This window comes from Kitasatospora sp. NBC_00374, assembly GCF_041434935.1.
In the GTDB taxonomy this organism is placed as follows: Bacteria; Actinomycetota; Actinomycetes; order Streptomycetales; family Streptomycetaceae; genus Kitasatospora.
The window spans coordinates 3,609,106-3,631,299 of sequence record NZ_CP107964.1 but is presented as its reverse complement, the minus strand read 5'-3'; the positions used below and the strand labels follow the sequence as shown (position 1 = coordinate 3,631,299).

At 74.3% G+C, this 22,194-nt stretch carries 18 protein-coding genes; 12 read left to right on the top strand and 6 right to left on the bottom strand.

The window, feature by feature from the left end:
• Positions 1-134: 134 nt before the first annotated feature.
• The 5 genes from OG871_RS16190 (at position 135) to sucD (ending at position 7,282) form a co-directional block, all read left to right on the top strand.
• Positions 135-1,259: an AAA family ATPase gene (locus OG871_RS16190; protein WP_371497503.1), complete on the top strand. Its 1,125-nt coding sequence runs from the start codon at positions 135-137 to the stop codon at positions 1,257-1,259.
• A gap of 29 nt (positions 1,260-1,288) precedes the next feature.
• Entirely contained in the window at positions 1,289-3,601 is a 2,313-nt protein-coding gene (locus OG871_RS16185) for a DUF5682 family protein (RefSeq protein WP_371497502.1), read from the top strand.
• Positions 3,602-3,689: 88 nt separating this feature from the next.
• Positions 3,690-4,886, top strand: coding sequence for a VWA domain-containing protein (locus tag OG871_RS16180; RefSeq protein ID WP_371497500.1), 1,197 nt, complete (start codon positions 3,690-3,692; stop codon positions 4,884-4,886).
• A gap of 325 nt (positions 4,887-5,211) precedes the next feature.
• The gene (sucC, locus tag OG871_RS16175) at positions 5,212-6,384 is read left to right on the top strand and encodes an ADP-forming succinate--CoA ligase subunit beta (RefSeq protein ID WP_371497499.1); all 1,173 of its coding nucleotides are present in this window, start codon (positions 5,212-5,214) and stop codon (positions 6,382-6,384) included.
• A gap of 16 nt (positions 6,385-6,400) precedes the next feature.
• Positions 6,401-7,282, top strand: coding sequence for a succinate--CoA ligase subunit alpha (gene sucD / locus OG871_RS16170; RefSeq protein WP_371497498.1), 882 nt, complete (start codon positions 6,401-6,403; stop codon positions 7,280-7,282).
• 104 nt (positions 7,283-7,386) lie between these two features.
• Here the strand turns inward: sucD and OG871_RS16165 are convergent, their stop codons facing one another.
• On the bottom strand, positions 7,387-8,832 hold the full coding sequence (locus OG871_RS16165; protein WP_371497497.1) for a LuxR C-terminal-related transcriptional regulator: 1,446 nt from the start codon (positions 8,830-8,832) through the stop codon (positions 7,387-7,389).
• 117 nt (positions 8,833-8,949) lie between these two features.
• On the opposite strand from OG871_RS16165, the gene OG871_RS16160 reads away from it, so the two are divergent.
• Complete coding sequence (locus OG871_RS16160) at positions 8,950-10,335, top strand: DUF6350 family protein (RefSeq protein WP_371497496.1); 1,386 nt, start codon at positions 8,950-8,952, stop codon at positions 10,333-10,335.
• A 109-nt stretch (positions 10,336-10,444) separates the two neighbouring features.
• On the opposite strand, the gene OG871_RS16155 is transcribed toward OG871_RS16160, so the two are convergent.
• Positions 10,445-11,062: a hypothetical protein gene (locus tag OG871_RS16155; RefSeq protein WP_371497495.1), complete on the bottom strand. Its 618-nt coding sequence runs from the start codon at positions 11,060-11,062 to the stop codon at positions 10,445-10,447.
• Positions 11,063-11,436: 374 nt separating this feature from the next.
• Between OG871_RS16155 and purN the strand changes: the two genes are divergently transcribed.
• Together purN and purH are read left to right on the top strand one after the other, a co-directional pair.
• Positions 11,437-12,096: a phosphoribosylglycinamide formyltransferase gene (gene purN, locus OG871_RS16150; RefSeq protein ID WP_371497494.1), complete on the top strand. Its 660-nt coding sequence runs from the start codon at positions 11,437-11,439 to the stop codon at positions 12,094-12,096.
• Positions 12,093-13,670, top strand: a complete 1,578-nt coding sequence (gene purH / locus OG871_RS16145; protein ID WP_371497493.1) for a bifunctional phosphoribosylaminoimidazolecarboxamide formyltransferase/IMP cyclohydrolase — start codon at positions 12,093-12,095, stop codon at positions 13,668-13,670. Before purN ends, purH begins: the two co-directional genes overlap by 4 nt.
• A gap of 64 nt (positions 13,671-13,734) precedes the next feature.
• On the opposite strand, the gene OG871_RS16140 is transcribed toward purH, so the two are convergent.
• The 3 genes from OG871_RS16140 to OG871_RS16130 all read right to left on the bottom strand — a co-directional run bounded on the left by OG871_RS16140 (position 13,735) and on the right by OG871_RS16130 (position 15,380).
• The gene (locus OG871_RS16140; protein WP_371497492.1) at positions 13,735-14,391 is read right to left on the bottom strand and encodes an RDD family protein; all 657 of its coding nucleotides are present in this window, start codon (positions 14,389-14,391) and stop codon (positions 13,735-13,737) included.
• 141 nt (positions 14,392-14,532) lie between these two features.
• Positions 14,533-14,955: a DUF2752 domain-containing protein gene (locus OG871_RS16135; RefSeq protein WP_371497491.1), complete on the bottom strand. Its 423-nt coding sequence runs from the start codon at positions 14,953-14,955 to the stop codon at positions 14,533-14,535.
• Positions 14,955-15,380: a DUF4190 domain-containing protein gene (locus OG871_RS16130; RefSeq protein WP_371497490.1), complete on the bottom strand. Its 426-nt coding sequence runs from the start codon at positions 15,378-15,380 to the stop codon at positions 14,955-14,957. The genes OG871_RS16135 and OG871_RS16130 overlap by 1 nt, the downstream gene beginning before the upstream one ends.
• A gap of 234 nt (positions 15,381-15,614) precedes the next feature.
• On the opposite strand from OG871_RS16130, the gene OG871_RS16125 reads away from it, so the two are divergent.
• The 4 genes from OG871_RS16125 (at position 15,615) to OG871_RS16110 (ending at position 20,547) form a co-directional block, all read left to right on the top strand.
• The gene (locus OG871_RS16125) at positions 15,615-16,472 is read left to right on the top strand and encodes a bifunctional methylenetetrahydrofolate dehydrogenase/methenyltetrahydrofolate cyclohydrolase (protein ID WP_371497489.1); all 858 of its coding nucleotides are present in this window, start codon (positions 15,615-15,617) and stop codon (positions 16,470-16,472) included.
• Positions 16,473-16,520: 48 nt separating this feature from the next.
• A complete protein-coding gene (locus OG871_RS16120) occupies positions 16,521-16,895 on the top strand; it encodes a DUF3017 domain-containing protein (protein ID WP_371497488.1) in 375 nt (124 codons plus the stop codon).
• A 204-nt stretch (positions 16,896-17,099) separates the two neighbouring features.
• Positions 17,100-19,334, top strand: coding sequence for a hypothetical protein (locus tag OG871_RS16115; protein WP_371497487.1), 2,235 nt, complete (start codon positions 17,100-17,102; stop codon positions 19,332-19,334).
• A 220-nt stretch (positions 19,335-19,554) separates the two neighbouring features.
• Positions 19,555-20,547 (top strand): malate dehydrogenase, encoded by a 993-nt coding sequence (locus OG871_RS16110; protein ID WP_371497486.1) that lies wholly within the window; start codon positions 19,555-19,557, stop codon positions 20,545-20,547.
• 57 nt (positions 20,548-20,604) lie between these two features.
• On the opposite strand, the gene OG871_RS16105 is transcribed toward OG871_RS16110, so the two are convergent.
• Positions 20,605-21,993, bottom strand: coding sequence for a glycosyltransferase family 39 protein (locus OG871_RS16105; RefSeq protein WP_371497485.1), 1,389 nt, complete (start codon positions 21,991-21,993; stop codon positions 20,605-20,607).
• Positions 21,994-22,194 lie beyond the last annotated feature (201 nt).

Sequence of the window (22,194 nt, the reverse complement as noted above, 5' to 3'; positions counted from 1 at the left end):
GTGGGCCGGTGCATGGTTGTTCCCACAGGCCGCGAACGCCTGTACGACCTCCGCGCCGATGGTCCCCACCTACCCCCTGAGCCGCCCGTGCCCTGCCACAGCCGTGCCCGGCGGCCCGCATCCAGGAGCCGATGATGACCACCGAAACCCCTGCCACCGAACCCACCGCCGCCGCGCCGGGCGAGGTCCTCAGGCAGCACGCCGAGGACGCCTTCGGCGCCGAGCTGGCCGCGCTCGCCGCCCGGGACGACCGTCCGCGCCCCGAGCGCTGGCGGCTGTCGCCCTGGGCGGTCGCCACCTACCTGCTCGGCGGCGAGCTCCCCGACGGCACCGTGATCACCCCCAAGTACGTCGGCCCGCGCCGGATCGTCGAGGTCGCCGTCACCACCCTGGCCACCGACCGGGCGCTGCTGCTGCTCGGCGTGCCCGGCACCGCCAAGACCTGGGTCTCCGAGCACCTGGCCGCCGCGATCAGCGGCGACTCCACGCTCCTCGTCCAGGGCACCGCCGGCACACCCGAGGAGGCCGTCCGCTACGGCTGGAACTACGCCCAGCTGCTCGCCCACGGCCCGAGCCGCGACGCCCTGGTGCCGTCCCCGCTGATGCGGGCGATGGCGGACGGCAAGATCGCCCGGGTCGAGGAGCTCACCCGCATCCCCGCCGACGTCCAGGACAGCCTGATCACCATCCTGTCCGAGAAGACCCTGCCGATCCCCGAGCTGGGCGCCGAGACCCAGGCCGTCCGCGGTTTCAACCTGATCGCCACCGCCAACGACCGCGACCGGGGCGTCAACGAGCTGTCCAGCGCCCTGCGCCGGCGCTTCAACACCGTCATCCTGCCGCTGCCCGCCACCCTGGACGAGGAGGTCGACATCGTCACCCGCCGGGTCGGCCAGCTCGGCCGCTCGCTCGACCTGCCGGAGCTGCCCGGGGGCGCCGAGGAGATCCGCCGGGTCGTCACGGTCTTCCGCGAGCTGCGCGCCGGCGTCACCGCCGACGGCCGCACGAAGGTCAAGACCCCGAGCGGCACCCTGTCCACCGCCGAGGCGATCTCGGTGGTCACCAACGGCCTCGCCCTGGCCACCCACTTCGGCGACGGCGTGCTGCGCGCGGGCGACGTGGCCGGCGGCATCCTCGGCGCGGTGGTCCGCGACCCGGTCGCCGACCGGGCCGTGTGGCGCGAGTACGTCGAGGGCGTGGTCCGCGAGCGGGACGGCTGGAAGGACTTCTACCGCGCCGCCCGCGAGCACTCCAACTGACCCCAGCACTCCGGAGGAGGTGGACCGACATGACCAACGGACCGACGCTGCTCGGCATCCGGCACCACGGCCCCGGTTCGGCCCGTGCCGTGGCCGCCGCGCTGGAGCAGCTGCGCCCCGACGCGGTGCTGATCGAGGGCCCGCCGGAGGCCGACGGCCTCACCGCGCTGGCCGCCGAGAAGGACCTCGTACCGCCGGTCGCCCTGCTCGCGCACGTGGTCGACGACCCGGCCCGGGCCGCGTTCTGGCCGTTCGCGGTCTTCTCCCCGGAGTGGGTGGCACTGCGGTACGCGGTCGAGCACCAGGTCCCGGTCCGCTTCATCGACCTGCCGGCCGCCCACAGCCTTGCCGCCGACGCTCCCGTCCCGGGCGGGCCGGGGGGCACGTCCGGGGAGCAGGACGGCCCCGCCACGGACCCGATCGCCGCCCTCGCCGAGGCCGCCGGCCACGACGACCCCGAGCGCTGGTGGGAGGACGTGGTCGAGCACCGCGCCCCCGGCGCCGACGCACTCGCCCCGTTCGAGGCCGTGGCGGAGGCGATGACCGCGCTGCGCGACGGCGTCCCGGCCGGCCGCCGGGACGAGCTGCGGGAGGCGTACATGCGCCAGCAGCTGCGGGCCGCCCGCCGCGCCGGGCACACCCGGGTCGCGGTGGTCTGCGGGGCCTGGCACGTCCCGGCCCTGCGGGACATGCCGACGGCGGCGCACGACAAGGCCCTGCTGGCCGCCCTGCCGAAGAAGGTGAAGGCCGAGATCACCTGGGTGCCCTGGACGCACCGCAGGCTCTCCCAGCACACCGGGTACGGCGCCGGCATCGACTCGCCCGGCTGGTACCACCACCTGTTCGCCACCGAGCGGGACACCGTCGCCCGCTGGATGACCCGGGTCGCCGAGCTGCTGCGGGCCGAGGACCACCCGGTCTCCTCCGCCCACGTCATCGAGGCCGTCCGGTTGGCCGACACGCTCGCCGCGATGCGCGGACGCCCGCTGGCCGGGCTCACCGAGACACTGGACGCCGTCCGGTCCGTCATGTGCGACGGCTCCGACGTCGCCCTCGCCCTGGTGCACGACCGGCTGGTGGTCGGCGACGCCCTCGGCGAGGTGCCGGACGCGGCCCCCGCCGTCCCGCTCCAGCGCGACCTCGCCCGGCTCCAGCGCAGCCTGCGGCTCAAGCCCGAGCCGACCGACCGCGAGCTCGTCCTCGACCTGCGCAGGGAGCTGGACGCCGAGCGCTCGACCCTGCTGCACCGGCTGCGCCTGCTCGGCATCGACTGGGGCACCCCGAGCCGATCGGCCGTCAACTCCACCGGCACCTTCCGGGAGACCTGGCGGCTGCGCTGGGAGCCCGAGTTCGCCGTCCGGGTGGTCGAGGCCGCTCACTGGGGCACCACGGTGGAGGACGCGGCCACCGGCAAGGCCGTCGGCCAGGCCGCCGCGGCCACCGAGCTGGCCGCCCTCACGGCGCTCGCCGAACGCTGCCTGCTCGCCGCGCTCCCCGCCGCGCTGCCCGCCGTGATGCGCCTGCTGGCGGACCGCGCCGCGCTGGACACCGACGTCGCCCACCTCGCGGCCGCGCTGCCGGCGCTGGTGAGGGCGCTGCGCTACGGCGATGTGCGCGGCACCGACAGTGCGGCCCTGGCCAAGGTCGCCCGCGGCCTCGCCGAACGGGTCTGCGTCGGCCTTCCGGCCGCCTGCACCGGCCTGGACGCGGACGGTGCCAACGCAATGCGCTCGCACCTGGACGCGGTGCACGCGGCCGTCGGCCTGCTGGCCGCGGAGGACGACCCGGACGACCCGATCGCCGACCGCTGGGCCGGCGCCCTGCACTCCCTGGCCGCCCGGGAGCCGTCCGCCGGCCCGGCCACGGGTGCCCCGGGCCTGCTGCGCGGGCGCTCGGTACGGCTGCTGCTGGACGACACCCGGCTGGACACCGAGGAGGCCGGCCGCCGGCTCGGCCTGGTGCTCTCGCCGGGCGGCACACCGGCCGACGCGGCCGGCTGGGTCGAGGGGTTCCTGGCCGGCGGCGGTGCGCTGCTGCTGCACGACACCCGGCTGCTGGCCCTGCTCGACGACTGGCTGGCCGGGGTGCGCCCGGAGACCTTCACCGATCTGCTGCCGGTGCTGCGCCGGACGTTCTCCGCCCTGGAGGCGGGCGTCCGGCGCACCGTCGGCGAGCGGGTCGCGGCCGGCCCGCTGGGCCGCCCCGCCGCGCCGGCCACGGCGGCCACCGCCGACCTCGACCAGACCCGGGCCGACGCCGCGCTGCCCACCCTCGCCCTGCTGCTGGGCCTGCCGGCCGCGCCGGTCCGGATCCCGAGGCAGGCCGACCGCCGGGCCGGCTGAACCGCGCCGCCGGGCCGGGTGGTGGAGGGGACCACCCGGCCCGGCGCCCGCACCGACCGCCGACCCGTCAGCACCGAAGGAGTGTCAGATGACCAGCACGCAGCCGAACCCCGTCCAGGCCCCGGCCGACCCCGCCGCCGAGCGGCTGCGCCGGTGGCGGCTCGTCCTCGGCGGGGAGGCCGACGGGACGGGCTGCACCCTCGGCGGGCGGGACGCGGCGATGGACGGCGCCCTGGCCGCGCTCTACCGGGGCACCGAGCCGGGCCAGGGCCAGGGCCAGGGCCGGTCCGGGGGCCGCAGCGCCGGCCTGGGCGGCTCGGCCCCGCAGGTGGCGCGCTGGCTCGGCGACATCCGCGAGTACTTCCCGACCTCGGTGGTCCAGCTGATGCAGCAGGACGCCATCACCCGCCTCGGCCTGGACCGGCTGCTGCTGGAGCCCGAGATGCTGGAGGCGGTCGAACCGGACGTGCACCTGGTCGGCACCCTGCTGTCGCTCAAGCACGCCCTGCCCGAGACCACCCGGGAGACCGCCCGTGCGGTGGTCGGCAAGGTGGTGGCCGAGCTGGAGCGCCGGCTGGCCGACCGCACCCGCTCGACCCTGGGCGGTGCCCTGGACCGCAGTGCCAAGGTCAACCGCCCCCGGCACAGCGACATCGACTGGGGCCGCACGATCCGGGCCAACCTGAAGAACTACCTGCCCGAGCACCGCACGGTCGTCCCCGAGCGGCTGGTCGGCTACGCACGCGCCCAGCGGGCGGTCAAGAAGGACGTGATCCTCTGCATCGACCAGTCCGGTTCGATGGCCGCCTCGGTGGTGCACTCGGCGGTCTTCGGCGCGGTGCTCGCCTCGATGCACAGCCTGGACACCCGGCTGGTGGTCTTCGACACCTCGGTGGTCGACCTGACCGAGCAGCTGACCGACCCGGTGGACGTGCTGTTCGCGACCCAGCTCGGCGGCGGCACCGACATCAACCGCGCGCTGGCCTACTGCCAGTCGAAGATCACCAGGCCGTCCGAGACGATCGTGGTGCTGATCAGTGACCTCTACGAGGGCGGCATCCGCAACGAGATGCTCAAGCGGGTCGCCGCGATGAAGGCCTCGGGCGTCCAGTTCATCGCCCTGCTCGCGCTCTCCGACGAGGGGGCCCCGGCGTACGACCACGCGCACGCCGCCGCGCTCGCCGCGCTCGGGGCCCCGGCCTTCGCCTGCACCCCGGACGCCTTCCCGGACATCATGGCCGCCGCGATCGAGAAGCGGCCGCTCCCGGTGCCGGCCGGCCACTGAGCCGATTCACCCGAAGGTGTGGGCCCCCTCCGGTGCTCACACCCATGGCGCGGCGCCTGTGAAAGCGGTATGGAACAGGCGCGATCCGGCCGGTTGTGACGGTTCTCACCAAACCCGAGCCGGTCCCGGGCGAAACACGCCCGTCGTCCGGGGATAACCTGCCACACGGACGTGACGCGCGTGTTGATTGACGGTGCGCCCGGCGCTGTGTAGGCCGCAAGGCCGCAAATCTGCGTACCTGTGCAGCCCCGACGACCCGCAGCGAAGATCCTGCCGTGGCACGCTCGTAGAGACACAATCCGCGACCACGAACAAGGACAAACACGTGGACCTGTTCGAGTACCAGGCGAGGGACCTCTTCGCCAAGCACGGTGTACCCGTGCTTGACGGCGATGTCATCGAGACCGCCGCAGACGCTGCCGCCATCGCGGAGCGCTTCGGCGGCCGCGCCGTCGTCAAGGCTCAGGTGAAGGTCGGTGGCCGAGGCAAGGCAGGTGGCGTCAAGCTCGCCGCCGACCCGGCCGACGCCGTCGCCAAGGCCGAGGCGATCCTCGGGATGGACATCAAGGGCCACACCGTTCACAAGGTGATGCTGGCCCAGACCGCGGACATCAAGGACGAGTACTACGTCTCGTTCCTGCTGGACCGCACCAACCGCACCTTCCTGGCCATGGCCAGCGTCGAGGGCGGCGTGGAGATCGAGGTCGTCGCCGAGGAGAACCCGGACGCCCTGGCCAAGATCCCGGTCGACGCCAACGAGGGCTGCACCCCGGAGAAGGCCGCCGAGATCGTCGCCGCCGCGAAGTTCCCCGCGGACGTGGCCGACCAGGTCGCCGACGTCCTGCAGCAGCTGTGGAAGGTCTTCATCGCCGAGGACGCGCTCCTCGTCGAGGTCAACCCGCTGATCAAGTCCGGCGACGGCAAGATCATCGCGCTCGACGGCAAGGTCTCGCTGGACGAGAACGCCGAGTTCCGCCAGCCGGGCCACGAGGCGCTCGAGGACAAGGCCGCCGCGAACCCGCTGGAGGCCGCGGCCAAGGCCAAGGGCCTCAACTACGTCAAGCTCGACGGCGAGGTCGGCATCATCGGCAACGGCGCGGGTCTCGTCATGAGCACCCTCGACGTGGTCGCCTACGCCGGTGAGAACCACGGCGGCGTCAAGCCCGCCAACTTCCTCGACATCGGCGGCGGCGCGTCCGCCGAGGTGATGGCGAACGGCCTGGAGATCATCCTGGGCGACACCGACGTCAAGTCGGTCTTCGTCAACGTCTTCGGCGGCATCACCGCGTGCGACGCGGTCGCCAACGGCATCGTGCAGGCGCTGGCCCTCCTCGAGGAGAAGGGCGAGGCCGTCACCAAGCCGCTCGTCGTCCGCCTGGACGGCAACAACGCCGAGCTGGGTCGCAAGATCCTGACCGACGCCAACCACCCGCTGGTGCAGCAGGTGGACACCATGGACGGTGCGGCCGACCGCGCCGCCGAGCTGGCCAACAAGTAAGGGAGAGGACTGAATCATGGCTATCTTCCTTACCAAGGACAGCAAGGTCATCGTCCAGGGCATGACCGGCTCCGAGGGCATGAAGCACACCCGCCGCATGCTCGCCTCCGGCACCCAGATCGTCGGCGGTGTGAACCCGCGCAAGGCCGGCACCACCGTTGACGTCGACGGCACCGAGGTGCCCGTCTTCGGCTCCGTCGCCGAGGCCATCGAGAAGACCGGTGCCGACGTCACCGTCATCTTCGTGCCGCCGAAGTTCACCAAGGACGCCGTCGTCGAGGCGATCGACGCGGAGATCGGCCTCGCGGTCGTCATCACCGAGGGTGTCCCGGTCCACGACTCGGCCGCCTTCTGGGCGTACGCCGGCTCGAAGGGCAGCAAGACCCGGATCATCGGCCCGAACTGCCCCGGCCTGATCTCGCCGGAGCAGTCGAACGCCGGCATCATCCCGGCCGACATCACCAAGTCCGGCCCGATCGGCCTGGTCTCGAAGTCCGGCACGCTGACCTACCAGCTCATGTACGAGCTGCGTGACCTCGGCTTCTCCTCGGCCGTGGGCATCGGCGGCGACCCGGTCATCGGCACCACCCACATCGACGCCCTCGCGGCGTTCGAGGCGGACCCGGAGACCAAGATCATCGTCATGATCGGCGAGATCGGCGGCGACGCCGAGGAGCGTGCGGCGGACTACATCGCCAAGCACGTCACCAAGCCGGTCGTCGGCTACGTCGCGGGCTTCACCGCCCCCGAGGGCAAGACCATGGGCCACGCCGGCGCCATCGTCTCCGGCTCCTCGGGCACCGCGCAGGCGAAGAAGGAGGCCCTGGAGGCCGCCGGTGTCAAGGTCGGCAAGACGCCGTCCGAGACCGCTCGCCTGGCCCGTCAGCTGATCGGCTGACCAGCCCGGTAACCACCCGAGGGCGCCGCGGACGGATCCTCCCGTCCGCGGCGCCCTCGGCGTTTCGGCACGGCCGGCCGGGCGCTGCAGGTCAGCGCTCCAGGTCAGCGCAGCAGGTCGGCCAGCCGCGGCACCCCGGACGGCGTCCCGGCCGGGCACGGCCGCAGCGGCGGGCAGCCCACGCCCACCGGCATCGCCTCGACGACGGCGGCCGTGGTCGCGGAGACCGCCGGCGGCGGCGCGATGGCCGCCTGCACCGACCGCGTCCCGGGCACCTCGCACCACGGGCTGCGGATCCCCGCCTGCGCGCCCGGCAGGACCGGACCGGCGCTGCCGCTGTCCGTCGCGGAGCACATCCGCGGCAGCGGATCCGGCGGGGCCGGGCGGAACACCTCGGACGGTCCGCTCCCGAGCACGGTGGCCGCCATCGTCGCGACGGTCGCCACGCAGAGCAGCGCGGCGCCGGCCGTGAGCGAGCCGGAGCGCAGCCGGCTCTCCACGGCCAGCAGCCCGGGGGACGGCAGCCGCGGCGCCGGGCAGCCGCGCACCGCGGCCTGGTGCAGCAGCTCGCCGACCCGGTCGCCGAACTCGGGTGCGGACGGGTCCGGGCCCACCAGGTCGGGCACCTCCCTGGCCAGCGCCGCCCGCGCGGCCCGCACCCGGCCGGCCGCGGCCGCGGTGCTCGACTCGACCTCGGTGGCCACGACCGGGGTCGGCAGGCCCAGCCCGTCGTGCAGCACCAGCGCCCGCCGGCGCGGGCGGGAGAGCCGCCGGAGCGCCTTCAGCAGGGCCTTGTCCCGCGGGGAGAGCCGGTCCTCCCGCTCGTTGCCGGCGGCGCCGACCCGGATCCGGCGGTGCGGCAGGGTGAACAGGTGCGTCCGCCTGGGCCCGCCCCGGTGCCAGGGGGAGAGCGCGGCGTCGAAGGCCAGTGCCCGGACCCAGCCCTCCGGATCGGGCAGTGCGCCGACCTCGTCCCACCGCCGGGAGGCCGCGCCCAGGGCCAGGTGCGCACTGTGCACGGCCCGGTGCCGACAGGCCGTCAGCAGGAAGGTCTGCTGCACCAGCCGGGTGTGCACGGCTCGGCAGAACTCCGTGAAGCCGGGCAGGTCCCCGGGCTCGGCGGCGTCCGCAGGCTCCCCGGCCTCGGCCGGATCGGCGGGCCGGGCCGCGGTCGGCGGTTGCGGGCGGGCGGGCGGCCCGGGCAGTTCGCGCGGCCCGTGCGCCCCCGCCTCGACCGGGCGGGCGCGGGCGGGCACGGCGCCCGGGTCGCCGAGGAGCGCGGCGGCCTCCGCCGCGGTCCGCACCCCCAGCTTGCGCACCGCCCGGTGCAGCCGGGTGCGCGCTGCCGCGGGGGACAGACCCAGATCCGCGGCGACGCCGGCGAGGTCCTCGCCGGCCGCCAACCGGGTGAGCAGCCGGGCCTCACGGGCGGTCAGCAGCCGCAGCAGCCGTGCGGCGTCCGGGCGGGCGGGCCCCGGGGCCTTCTGGACGGCGGATGCCGCGGCGGCGGGCTTCCCGGCCCGTTTCCCGGTGGTCGAGGGCGCGGTCACCGTGGTCCCTCGCCCCGACTGCTGAGCGAAATTAGGCACATGTACCGATAATCCGGGACACGGCGAAGGTGCGCGCGTTGACGGGGCACAACGGGTGATCTTGGGAGCATGAGGCCCATGACGCAGCTGATGGGCCGTCCGATCCTGGGCCTGCCGAGCGACCTGGGCACCCGCTCGGCCCTCGCCGACGTGCTCATGGGCGTGCGGACGGCGCTGCTCACGCTCGCCCTGGTCGCCGTACCGGTGCTCGGGCTGTGGGTGCTCGCCCCGTACTCGGACGACACCGCCGCCGGCGCCGTCCGACTGGCCGGCTCGCTCTGGCTGCTCGGCCACGCCGCCCCGCTGGTCCGCGGCGACGAGGCGGGCCCGGTGACCGTCACCCCGCTGCTGCTGACCGCGCTCACCCTCGTGGTGGTCCACCGCGCCGGGGCCCGGATCGGGCGGCGCGGACGGCCCAACTGGCGCGCCCCGCTCGCCCTGGCCGCCGGCTACCTGGGAGTGGCCGCCGCGGTGGTCGCCCAGTGCGCGGACCCGGAGGCGGTACTGCGCTCCCGCCCGGTGGCGGATCTGGCGGCCGTCGCCGTGGTGCTGGCCGGCGGGCTCGGTCACGGTCTGTGGACCGGCGCCGGCGGGAGCCTGCCGCCGCTCCCGGCGGCGACCGCCCGCCGCCTGGCCGCCCTCCGGCCGCCGGTGCCCGGCGGCCCGCCCGGTGCGGCGGCCGCGGTGCGGCGGGCTGTGGCCGCCTGGCTGCTGGCCCTGGTGGCCGCGGGCGGGCTGCTGCTGACCGCGGCCGTCGTGCCGGGCGGCGCCGGGCGGTCGGTGCACGTCCTGGGCGGCGGGGCGGCCGGCTTCCTCGGCCTGCTGCTCGCCTGCGCCGCGCTGATGCCCAACGCCGTGCTCTGGGCCGCCTCCTACGCGCTGGGGACGGGCTTCGCAGTCGGGACCGGGACGGCCGTGGCGCCCGCCGGGACCACGGTGGGGCCGCTGCCGGAGTTCCCGCTGCTGGCGCTGGTGCCCGCGTCCGGCGGGGCGGGCTGGGGGCTGCCGGCCCTGGCGCTGCCGGTGCTGGCCGCCGTCTGGCCGGCGCTCCTGCTCGGCAGGTCCGCGGCGGGCGGGCAGCCGGCGCGCGGGCGGGCCGGCGAGGACGGCGGACCCTGGTCCGTCCGGGACACCGTGCTGGCCGCGCTCGCCGCCGCGGTGCTGGGCGGCGGGTCGGCGGCAGCCGCGGCCTGGGTGGCGGGCGGCGGGCTCGCGCCGGGCCGGATGTCCGAACTCGGCCCGGCGGCCTGGCAGGCCGGCCTGGCGTCCGCGGCCTGGCTCGCCGCCACCGCGCTGCCCGGCGCCCTGCTGGTCCGCCGGTGGCACACCCGCAACGGCGTGTCCGGCTGGTGGCCGGCCCTCGACCGCTTCGCCGTCCGCCGTACGGTCCGCCTCCGGGCGGCCCTGCACCGGGTGCTCACCCGGGTCTCCGACCTGCGGCTGCCGTTCTCCGGACATTCCTAGTCAGGTCCGGTCGGGCGCGGGGATCCTCCGGCCCGGGGCCGGGCCCGGGTCAGCGGTCCCGGGTCAGCGGGCCCCGGGGCGGAGGCATTCCGGGGAGTGGGAGTCCGGGTCAGAGGGATTCCGGGTCGACCACCGCGACCAGCAGCCTCGGCACCGGGTTGCTGGTCTTGCAGCTGTGCCGGGCCTCGGCCGTCGGGGCGTCCTTCACGCAGACCACGTAGTCGTTGTAGTACAGCTGGGCGCCGAGCCAGCCGAGGGTGAAGAGCACCACCACGGCGCCGGTGAACAGCCCGCCGATCGCGGCCGGGGTCTGCGGCTGCGCCGCCGGGGCGCCGACGGGCGCGGCCCGGCCGTCGGTGCGGCCGCCGCGCAGGGCGCTGACCGCCCAGTAGACGGCGAGTGCGCCGAGCAGCAGGGCGACGTAGTAGATGCCGACGATCGTGCAGAACAGGCCGCCCATGCCCGCGATGAGCGCGTGCCGGGCCCGGCGCTGCGCGGGGTCGTTCGGGTCGAACTTGGGCGCGGGCTGGGGCGGGTTCCAGCCGCCGCCGCGGTGGCCGGGGCTCCAGGGGTGCGGCGGCGGTACCTGTGGGCGCTCGTCGTCGCCGTCCTCGTGCCCCGAACCGGGCGGGGCAGCCGGGGGGATGCGTGGCTGCCAGGGCTGATCGGGGGCGTCCGCAGGCGGCGGCGCGAACGGGTTGCGCTCGCCGGTGCTGTCTCCGCTCATGGTGTCAGCCATTCCTTCTCGTCGGTGCGGCGGGTGGCCGCCAGCGGCCCGCCCGTCCGGGGGCCTGCCGTTCAATGATCCCGCAGGCCGGCGGCGGCCGTGCGGCACCCCACCCGGTTCGGTCGGTGGCGTCCGGCGGACGGCGGGCGAGATCCCCGTCTCAACTACGCGCGTAGCGTTGCCGGGCGGTTACGGGGGCCCTCTCACCAGCCGTTATCGTGGTGACGGTCAGCAGCTCAGAACGGTTCCCGAGGCCTGCGCGCAGCGCGGTCACCCCGCGAACCCGGCACTCGGCTCGACCTGGCGCCGCCCGTAGTGGCCCCACCGACGGTGGATGTACCAGCGGGCGCCAACGACGTACGGAGAATCGCGCAGTGGCCGCTGCTTCCGCCCAAGTCTTCCCGCCCCGCACGCCGGGCCCGGCCCGGCTGGTGGTCCTGGTCTCCGGCTCCGGCACCAACCTGCAGGCGCTGATCGACGCCGCGGCCGACCCGGCGTACGGGGCCGAGATCCTCGCCGTGGGCGCCGACCGGGACGGCATCGCCGGCCTGGAACGGGCCGGGCGCGCGGGCATCCCGGTCTTCGTCGAGCGGATCAAGGACCACGCCGACCGGGCCGGCTGGGACCGCGCGCTGACCGGCGCCGTCGCCGCCCACGACCCCGACCTCGTGGTCACCGCCGGCTTCATGAAGATCCTCGGCCCGGAGTTCGTCGCGGCCTTCGCCGGACGGATCGTCAACACCCACCCCGCCCTGCTGCCCTCCTTCCCCGGCGCCCACGGCGTCCCGGACGCCCTCGCGTACGGGGTGAAGGTCACCGGCTGCACCGTCCACCTGGTCGACGCGGGGGTGGACACCGGACCGATCATCGCGCAGGGCGTGGTGGAGGTCCTCGACGCCGACCACCAGGACGGCGGCGAAGCGCTGCACGAGCGCATCAAGACTGTCGAGCGCCATCTGCTCGTCGACGTCGTGGGCCGACTGGCCCGCGAAGGTCACCGCATCGAAGACCGAAAGGTATGGATTCCGGCATGAGCGCCGCCTCCAGCACTACTCCCGTCTCCGAGAACGTACGCCCGATCCGGCGTGCCCTGATCAGCGTGTACGACAAGACCGGGTTGGAGGAGCTGGCCCAGGGCCTGCACGCCGCCGGGGTCACCATCGTGTCCACCGGCTCGACGGCCGGCCGGATCGCCGCCGCCGGCGTCCCGGTCACCGAGGTCTCCGAGCTGACCGGCTTCCCGGAGTGCCTGGACGGGCGCGTGAAGACGCTGCACCCCCGCGTGCACGCCGGCGTCCTCGCCGACCTGCGGCTGGAGTCGCACCGTGCGCAGCTGGCCGAGCTCGACATCGAGCCCTTCGACCTGGTCGTGGTGAACCTCTACCCGTTCAAGGCCACCGTCGCCTCCGGCGCCACCCCGGACGAGTGCGTCGAGCAGATCGACATCGGCGGTCCGTCGATGGTCCGCGCGGCCGCCAAGAACCACCCCTCGGTCGCCGTCGTGGTCGACCCGGCCCGCTACGCCGACGTGCTGGACGCGGTCAAGGACGGCGGCTTCGACCTGGCCACCCGCAAGCGCCTGGCCGGTGCCGCCTTCGCGCACACCGCCGCCTACGACGTCGCCGTCGCCTCCTGGTTCGAGGCCGGCTACGCGCCGAGCGACGAGCGCTTCCCCGAGTTCCTCGGCGCCACCTGGGAGCGCCAGAACGTGCTCCGCTACGGCGAGAACCCGCACCAGGGCGCGGCGCTGTACAGCGACGGCACCGGCGGCCTGGCCGGCGCCGAGCAGCTGCACGGCAAGGAGATGTCCTACAACAACTACGTGGACACCGACGCCGCCCGGCGCGCGGCCTACGACCACGCCGAGCCGGCCGTCGCGATCATCAAGCACGCCAACCCGTGCGGCATCGCCACCGGCGCGGACGTCGCCGAGGCGCACCGCAAGGCGCACGCCTGCGACCCGCTGTCCGCCTTCGGCGGTGTGATCGCGGTCAACCGCCCGGTCACCGTCGAGCTGGCCGAGCAGATCGCCGAGATCTTCACCGAGGTCGTCGTCGCCCCGGCGTACGAGGACGGCGCCGTCGAGGTGCTGGCCCGCAAGAAGAACATCCGGGTGCTGAGCGCCCCCGAGGCCCCGACCGGCCGCCTGGAGGTCCGCCCGGTCTCCGGCGGTGTGCTGCTCCAGGAGACCGACCGGATCCACGCCGAGGGCGACGACCCGTCGACCTGGACGCTGGCCACCGGTGACGCGCTGCCCGAGGCGGAGCTGGCCGAGCTGGCCTTCGCCTGGCGGGCCTGCCGGGCCGTCAAGTCCAACGCGATCCTGCTGGCGAAGGACGGCGCCTCGGTCGGCGTCGGCATGGGCCAGGTCAACCGGGTCGACTCGGCGAAGCTCGCGGTCGCCCGGGCCGGCGAGCGCGCGCAGGGCTCCTTCGCCGCGTCCGACGCGTTCTTCCCGTTCCCCGACGGTCTGCAGGTGCTGCTCGACGGCGGCGTCAGGGCCGTGGTGCAGCCGGGCGGGTCGGTCCGTGACGAGGAGGTCGTCGCGGCCGCCGCGGCGGCCGGGGTGACGATGTACCTGACCGGTACCCGGCACTTCTTCCACTGATCACCGGCGCAACGCCGAAGGCCCCGTACTCCGCGAGCGGAGTACGGGGCCTTCGGGCTGTCGGCTAGTTGGCCTTGACGACCACGGTGCCCATGATCTTGTCCGCGAAGGTCTGCTTCTTCGCGTCCCACAGCGGCCACAGGAAGCCGATGCAGCAGACGTTGTCGAGGATGTGCAGCGCCTCACGGCCGAACGCCGCGCCGAAGCTCAGCTTCTGGCCGTCGGACTCGCGCACCATCCGGATGCTGACGGCCTTCTGACCGATCGACTGGCCGCTCGCCTTCATCGCGGCGACACCGGCCCACACCAGCACGTTCACCAGCAGCATGGCGGCGTAGTAGCCGCCGGCGCCGCTGGTCTCGCTGTGCGGGTAGCCGCTCGCCGAGTAGGTGGTGGTGACCGACGGCCTGAGGGCCGCGAACACCACGATCCACGGGATCAGGCCGATCAGCAGGTGGTCGATGAGGTAGGCCACCACGCGGCTGCCCCAGCCCGCGTAGAAGTTCTGCACCATGCCGGCGTTGGGGTAACCGCCACCCGGCTGCTGCGGGTAGCCGTAGGCCTGCTGCGGCGGGATCCCGTAGCCGGGGGCCGGCGGCGGAGCCTGCTGCGGGTAGCCGTAGCCGGGGGCCGGCGGCGGGGCCTGCTGCGGGTAGCCGTAGCCGGGCGGCGGCGGGGGCTGCTGGCCGTACGGGTTGTTCGGGTCGGGCGGGTAGCTCATCTCTGCCTCCGGGCAGGAAGGGGACAGCGGGACGGGACAGGAAGATCCTGTGACGGACAGGCAGTTGAGTTGCCGACCGGGTGGGACATTAGCGGAAGATACTGACAACGTGTGGGTCAACAGGTGTCAGAACTGCGGTCCTCAGGGGCGGGAGATACCCAGCCGGTGCAGTTGCCAGGCCCAGGAGAGCGTGGCGGCGGCGGCGATCAGGGCGTTCCGGCGGCCGTTCGGCAGCTCCCACCACCAGCGGCCGCCGCCGAGCGGGGCGACCAGCAGACCCAGACCCACCAGGACCGTCACCGGGTTCGCCGCCAGCGACGCGACCAGGTCACCGTGGCCGGCCTCGATGAAGACGGTGGTGCTGCCGCAGCCGGGGCAGGGGATCCCGGTGAACCTGCGCAACGGGCAGAGCACACCGGGGTCGTGGGCGTCGTGCAGCTGTGCCACCGCCACGGCGGCGACCAGCGCGCCGGCGCCGCGCGCGACCACGCGCAGCCAGGCTCCCCTGAGAGTTCCGGCGGTGCTCGCCCAGCGGGCGGCCAGGCCGGTTGCGGCGGCGGGCATCACGTCAGGCTTTTGGTGAGGGTGTCGTAGAAGACCAGCCCGGCGATGCCGATCAGGATCGCCAGCGTGCTGAGCGCGATCCCGCCGATCGCCGGGGTGCGGCCGACACCGGTGCGCTGCGCCCGGTTGAGCCCGGCGATCCCGAGGCCGAGGCCGATCGGACCGAGCATCGCCCCGTAGAAGCAGATCACGATGCCGATGAAGCCCAGCGCCAGCGAGGCCGTCGCCAGGCTGTTGGGCTCGGCCACCGGCTGCGGGGCGTAGGGCTGCGGCGGGTACGGCTGCTGCTGCGGGTAGCCGTAGCCGTGCTGCGGGACGGGCTGCTGGTAGGGCGGGGGCGGCGGCGTGCCGTACGGCTGCTGCTGCGGCTGTTGCGGCGGCCCGTAGCCGCCGTAAGGGTCCGGCGCCTGGTACGGATTGCTCACTGTCGTCTTCCCCCGAGATCGTCCCCCGCTCAGGCCCGGACGGCCTGTCACCAGGCCGCGGGCGGCAGAGATTGCCCGGCCTATCGTCTGGTGAAGCACCCCGCGATGTCCAGCCGCCTCCGTCGACCGAACACAACTGTGGCGCAACCGCAACCCGGACCCCACGTTCCGTATCCGGCGGGACGCGGCCTCCCCGCAGTACGGGCACGGGTGCCGATCCAGGAGAATGGGTGCATGACTGCCCAGATTCTCGACGGCAAGGCCACCGCTGCCGCGATCAAGTCCGAACTCGCCGTCCGCGTGGCGGCCCTCAAGGAACGGGGCATCGTCCCCGGCCTCGGCACCGTCCTGGTCGGCGACGACCCGGGCAGCCGCTGGTACGTCAACGGCAAGCACAAGGACTGCGCCGAGGTGGGCATCGCCTCCATCCAGCGCGAACTGCCCGCCACCGCCACCCAGCAGGAGGTGGAGGACGTGGTCCGCGAGCTCAACGCCGACCCGACCTGCACCGGCTACATCGTCCAGCTCCCGCTGCCCAAGGGCCTGGACCCGAACCCGGTCCTGGAGCTGATGGACCCGGACAAGGACGCCGACGGCCTGCACCCCACCTCGCTCGGCCGCCTCGCGCTCGGCATCGACGGCCCGCTGCCCTGCACCCCGTTCGGCATCGTCGAGCTGCTGCGCCGGCACAAGGTCGAGCTCAACGGCGCCGACGTCGTGGTGCTCGGCCGCGGTGTCACGGTCGGCCGCTCGATCGGCCTGCTGCTCACCCGCAAGAGCGAGAACGCCACCGTCACCCTGTGTCACACCGGCACCCGGGACCTCGCCGAGCACCTGCGCCGCGCCGACATCATCGTGGCCGCCGCGGGCGTCGGGCACCTGGTGAAGGCGCAGGACGTGAAGCCGGGCGCGGCCGTGCTGGACGTCGGCGTCAGCCGCGACGGCGAGGGCAAGATCGTGGGCGACGTCGAGCCGGGCGTCGCCGAGGTGGCCGGCTGGATCTCGCCGAACCCGGGCGGCGTCGGCCCGATGACCCGCGCGATGCTGCTCAACAACATCGTCGAGGCGGCCGAGCGCCGCGCCGGCCGCTGATCCGCCATGGCGGGTGAAGGCACGACGCGCCGCTCCCGGCGCCGGCCGGTGAAGACCACCGGGACGCTGCCGCCGGAGGGCTCGGCGGCGGCGCTGGACGGCGGTCACGCCCTGCCGGTCCGGCAGTGGCCGATAACGCTGGTCCTGGCCGTCGCCGTGTTCGGCCTCGCGATCACCTTCGCGGGTGGTTTCAAGGTCGGGCTGCTGACGGTCGGCGCCTCGCTGCTGCTGGGGGCGGTGCTGCGGCTGGTGCTGCCCGAGGTCGGGATGCTCGCGGTCCGCAGCCGCTTCACCGACGTCACGGTGCTGAGCGTGCTCGGCGCGGTGATCGTGCTGCTCACCCTGGTGGCCCAGCCCGACCCGTGGCTCCAGCTCCCGCTGCTCGACAACATCGGCCAGCTGATCGGCCGCCAACGGCACTGACCTGCGCAGACGAGAGCCCCACCCGGCGCACGCCGGGTGGGGCTCCCGCACATGCGCAGGCACCTGCGGACATGCGGTGGGAAAACGGTGTGCATGCGGTGAGAGGCCGTCAGTATGCTGCCGGGGCTCGTGAGGGCTCGGCGGGGGCGCCTTCCTGATGGTTCACGCCTGCTCTCGTTCCGTGGACACCGGAGGGGGAACCGCATGACACCTGTGACCGAAGACCGCAGCAGGCTCGGACGCGCGCTCACCGTGGCGGCCGTGGCCCTGGCCACCGGGGCCGGCTCGCTGGCGGTCGCGCCGGCCGCCGCGGCCGCCGAAGCCGCGCCGACGGCCGCCGCGCCGACCCAGCTCGTCCTGCCGGCCGCCCCGCGCGGCATCCCCGGCCGCGACCAGCTGTACGTGGCCGGGGACACCGGCCTGCTGCACGCCCGTGAGGGCAGCGACCACCTGCTGTGGACCCGCTACGACAACGGGGCCACGACCGACACCGGGCTCCGCCTGCCGGCGCCGCTCGGCTCCAACCTGGAGGACGGCGTGCCGTCCCGGCGGTACGCGGGCCGGCCGGACAACCGGTACGGCTCCTCCTCCGACACCGTCGCGATGCCCGCCCCGCCGGTCGCGGACGGCTCCGTCCGGGTCGAGCTCTACGACCTGGCGTCGCGCAAGCCGGTCTCCGTCGGCGCCGTCGACGTCCCGGCCGGCCAGAACTACTACGCCACCTTCGGACGCACGGTGGTCAGCTACACCGGAAACGACTGGGCGGCCACCGGCTGGTACCTGAACACCCTGCAGGGCACCACCGTGGTCCGGACCCAGGTGTCCGGGATCCCCGCCGGCGCGCCGTCCGCCTGGGTCGACGGGGACCGGAGCGCCGCGATCCTCAGCTACCGGCTCGACGACGGCAACCACTGGCTGCTGCTGGACCTCGCCACCGGCACGACCGCGGCGCTCCCCGACGACAACGAGCGCTACAGCGGAGGCTTCCGGCTCGCCAAGGACGCCGTCCTGCGCCTCGACGGCAACAGCACCGTGGACGTACTGGACCGGACCGCCCCGTGGACGGTCCGCAGCAGCGGCTACGTGAACTCCCTGCCGCCCGGCGGGTACGACGCCGAGTACCGCAGGCTGGGCGACTGGGTGCTCACCACCCTGTCCGCCGTCAACACCTCCGGCGACAACCGGGGCCGGCCGGTCTCCGCGGTGCCGCTGGCCGGCACCGGTAGCCAGCACTCCGTGCTGGACAGCGCCGACACCCAGCTGCTGCCCGCCCCGGACGGCTCGCTCATCGCGGTCGGCAGCGAGCACCCCCCGGCGTACGGGGACCGCGACACCTTCGTCTACCGGATCTCACCGAACGGGGCCGGCGAGCCGACGGTCCGCAGGCTGACCCGGGTCCCGACCGGCCCGGCGACCGTCTTCGGCCTCGCCATGGGCGGCGGCACCCTCTCCGTCGCCTCCGACACGGTCTCCTTCAGCCCCGCCGACTCCACCGGGTCCTACCGCAGCTACCGGATCTCGGACGGCACGCCGCCGGTGAAGCTCTCCGAGACCCTCGACTCCGCCTACCCGGCCGACGACTGCTACAGCGGCCGGGCCGCCTGCACGGCCCTGTGGGCCACCGGTGACGGGCGCTACCTCCCGGACCACCCGTCGGCCAACGGCCGGACGGTGGTGATGAAGGCCGGCAGCCAGGAGTGGGGCGCCACCTTCACCACCGGGCTGGAGTCGCAGGGCTCCGTCGACACCGTGGACGCCGACGGCCGGTACGCGGTCTTCGGCGGCTACCGGCCCGGCTGGACCTACGCCCGCCCGACGGCGGTGGTCGACCTCGACACCGGGACGGCGACGCTCAGCGCGTCGCTGGCCGCCGCCGCCGTCCAGGGCACGACGCTGTGGAGCGCGAAGCAGGACAGCACGACCGTCACCGCCACCGACACGGCCGGGGCGACGGTCCGGGACTCCTTCACCACGCCCTGCGCGCCGACCCTCCTGCAGGCCGTCTCCCGCTGGGTGTACTGGGGCTGCCAGAACTCCTGGGACGGCGCACTCAACGCCAGCGGCGTCTTCGACACGGTCACGCGCAAGACGCTGACGGTCCCGGTGCAGTCGAGCCTGAACACCGGCGGCCCCAACCAGGCCCTGCTGGGTGACGGCTACCTGGTCCGGCAGGACCTGGCCGGCGGCCGGCTGCTGCTGGTGGACTTCCACGACGGCATCGCGGCCTCCGGCGCCGAGAGCGCCGCACAGGTCCGCCGGCTCGCCTCCGGCACCTACTGGAAGACCCCCCACCAGCCGCGCAGGGCCTGGGCGGTGGACCGTACCGGTACCGACGTGGTCTGGGTGGACGCCGACCAGCACCGCATCCACGTGGTGCCCTCCGGCGTCCCGCGGACCGGCGCCGCGGCCGCCGCCGCGCCGGTCGGCCCGACCGGCTGACCCGGTGCCGGGCGGCGCCGGACCGGGGGAAACCGCCCCGGTCCCGGCGGCGCCCGGCACCGTCCGTGCGCGCGTGTGACGCATCAGCCACGCCCGTGCGCGCCCACGGCGGGCCCGTTGCGATAGCCTGAGCCGGTTCTCTCGATGTCGAGAGATCATCCTCGGCTCCAGCGCGCCGACGTGCCTGGGGCACGTCGGCGATTTGCTGGAGTAGGCAGAAATGACTCGCACCCCCGTCAATGTCACCGTCACCGGAGCGGCCGGCCAGATCGGCTACGCGCTGCTCTTCCGCATCGCCTCGGGCCACCTGCTCGGCGCCGACGTGCCGGTGAACCTCCGTCTCCTGGAGATCCCGCAGGGTCTGAAGGCCGCCGAGGGCGTCGCCATGGAGCTGGACGACTGCGCCTTCCCGCTGCTGCGCAACATCACCATCACCGACAGCGCCGCCGAGGCGTTCAACGGCGCCAACGTGGGCCTGCTGGTCGGCGCCCGCCCGCGCACCGCCGGCATGGAGCGCGGTGACCTGCTCTCCGCCAACGGCGGCATCTTCGGCCCGCAGGGCAAGGCCATCAACGACAACGCCGCGGACGACATCAAGGTCCTGGTGGTCGGCAACCCGGCCAACACCAACGCCCTGATCGCCCAGCGCAACGCCCCCGACGTGCCGGCCGAGCGCTTCACCGCGATGACCCGCCTGGACCACAACCGCGCGGTCGCCCAGCTCGCCAAGAAGGCCGGCGTCACCGTCGAGGACGTCAAGAAGGTCACCATCTGGGGCAACCACTCCGCCACCCAGTACCCAGACCTCTTCCAGGCCGAGATCGCCGGCAAGAGCGGCTTCGAGGCCACCGGCTCCGACCTGGCCTGGGTCGAGAACGACTTCATCCCGACCGTCGCCAAGCGCGGTGCGGCGATCATCGAGGTCCGCGGCGCCTCCTCGGCCGCCTCGGCCGCGAACGCCGCCATCGACCACGTGTACACCTGGGTCAACGGCACCCCGGCGGGCGACTGGACCTCGATGGGCATCGTCTCCGACGGCTCGTACGGCGTGCCGCAGGGCCTGATCTCGTCCTTCCCGGTCACCACCAAGGACGGCAAGTTCGAGATCGTCCAGGGTCTGGAGATCTCCGACTTCTCCCGCGCCCGGATCGACGCCTCGGTCCAGGAGCTGGCCGAGGAGCGCGACGCGGTCGCCGAGCTCGGCCTGATCTGAGTCCGCCGACTCTCACGTGAACGGCCGGGCGGCCCTGGGCCGCCCGGCCGTTCGGCGTCAGAGCCGGACGAGCAGAGCCACCGTGATCCCGGAGACCTCGTCGACCCTCACCATCCGGTAGTTCGCCCGCAGCGCCTGCGACGCGGCGGGGTAGACCGAGTCGAACGGGTCGGGGTGGCCGGCGCGCGAGACCAGCCAGATGCGCGGCGCGTCCCGCAGGGCGGCGGCAGGGTCGTCGGTGAGCTTCGACCACAGGTCGTCGCGCTGCTCGCCGGTCTGGCCGAGCAGCACGTCGCGGGGCTTGACGTTGTCCGGGAGGTAGTACTCCACACCGCTGTCCACGCCCCACCACACCTGGAACCAGTCCTGGCCGTAGGCGGCGGCGTCGCCCGGCCGGTAACCCTGGGCGACGATCCGGGCCGCGGCCCGGTAGTCCAGCGGCGCGAACCAGGTCACCGGCTTCGGGTACGTGTACGCCGCGTGCGAGAGGTCCCGGTGGACGGCGATCTGGTCGGGCGCGACGGCGACGGCCAGCACCGCCAGGGCGGCCACGACGAACCTGACCCGCAGCAGGGCTATCCCGACGCCGGCCAGCAGCGCCCACGCGGGCAGCACGAAGAACAGGTACTTCGGCATGAAGTACGAGACGGCGCCGCGCTGGGAGAGCGCCCAGATCGCGAGCACGGGCAGGACGGCCGACGCGGTCGCGACGGCCAGCGCCGCCTTCCGCCGGTCCCGCCAGGCGAAGGCCGCCAGCAGGAACATCGTGACGGCCAGGGCGGTGCTGCAGAACAGCTGCGGCCAGATGGTCACCAGGTCGTGGACGGTCGGGACGGCGACCCAGCTGATCTGCCGCTTCGCCTGCGCGGGAGCCAGCCGCAGCAACGGGTAGAGCGAGGCGAGGCCGAGGCCGACCGCCGCGGCGAAGCCGAGCGGGATCCGCAGGTTGCGCCGCTCGCGCCACCAGGCGACCGCGACCGCGAGCAGATGCGCGGCCAGGAACCCCAGCGAGATCAGGTGGAGGTATCCGGCCACCGCCACCGTGGGCGCGTAGCCGAGCCACCGTACCGCCGTCGGCCGCTCCAGCGCGCGCAGGAGCAGCAGCAGGGCGAGTGACGCGGTCAGCACCACCAGGCCGTACGAGCGGACCTCCTGGGCGTACCGCGCCACCGCCGGTATCAGCGCGAAGACGAGGCCTGCCGTCAGGCCGGCCCGGCGGTCGAACATCCGCTGCCCGCTCAGCGCGACACACGCGGCGGCACCGGCCATCGCCAGCACGCTCGGCAGCCGCAGCGCGGCGGGGGAGTCCCCGGCGAGCGCCGTCCAGTAGTGCATCAGCAGGTAGTAGGCGCCGTGTACGGCGTCCACGTGGTGCAGCATGGCGAGGATCGCGCCGGTCGGCCGTCTGATCACGGTCAGCGTCGCGAGCTCGTCGTGCCAGAGCACCGGGCCGTCGATTCGGTAGAGCCCGACGGCCAGCGTCGCGAGGAAGGGGAAAAGCCAGGTCCCACCGGTCGGCGCACGTCCGGCGACGGCCCGGTGGGCGCGCTGGGCGGCGTTTTGGAAGCGTCCCGGTCCTGCAGGGCGATCGGCTTCGGTGGGAGGAACGGGGACCGCAGCGTCCATCGATGTCCTCGAGCGGTTTGC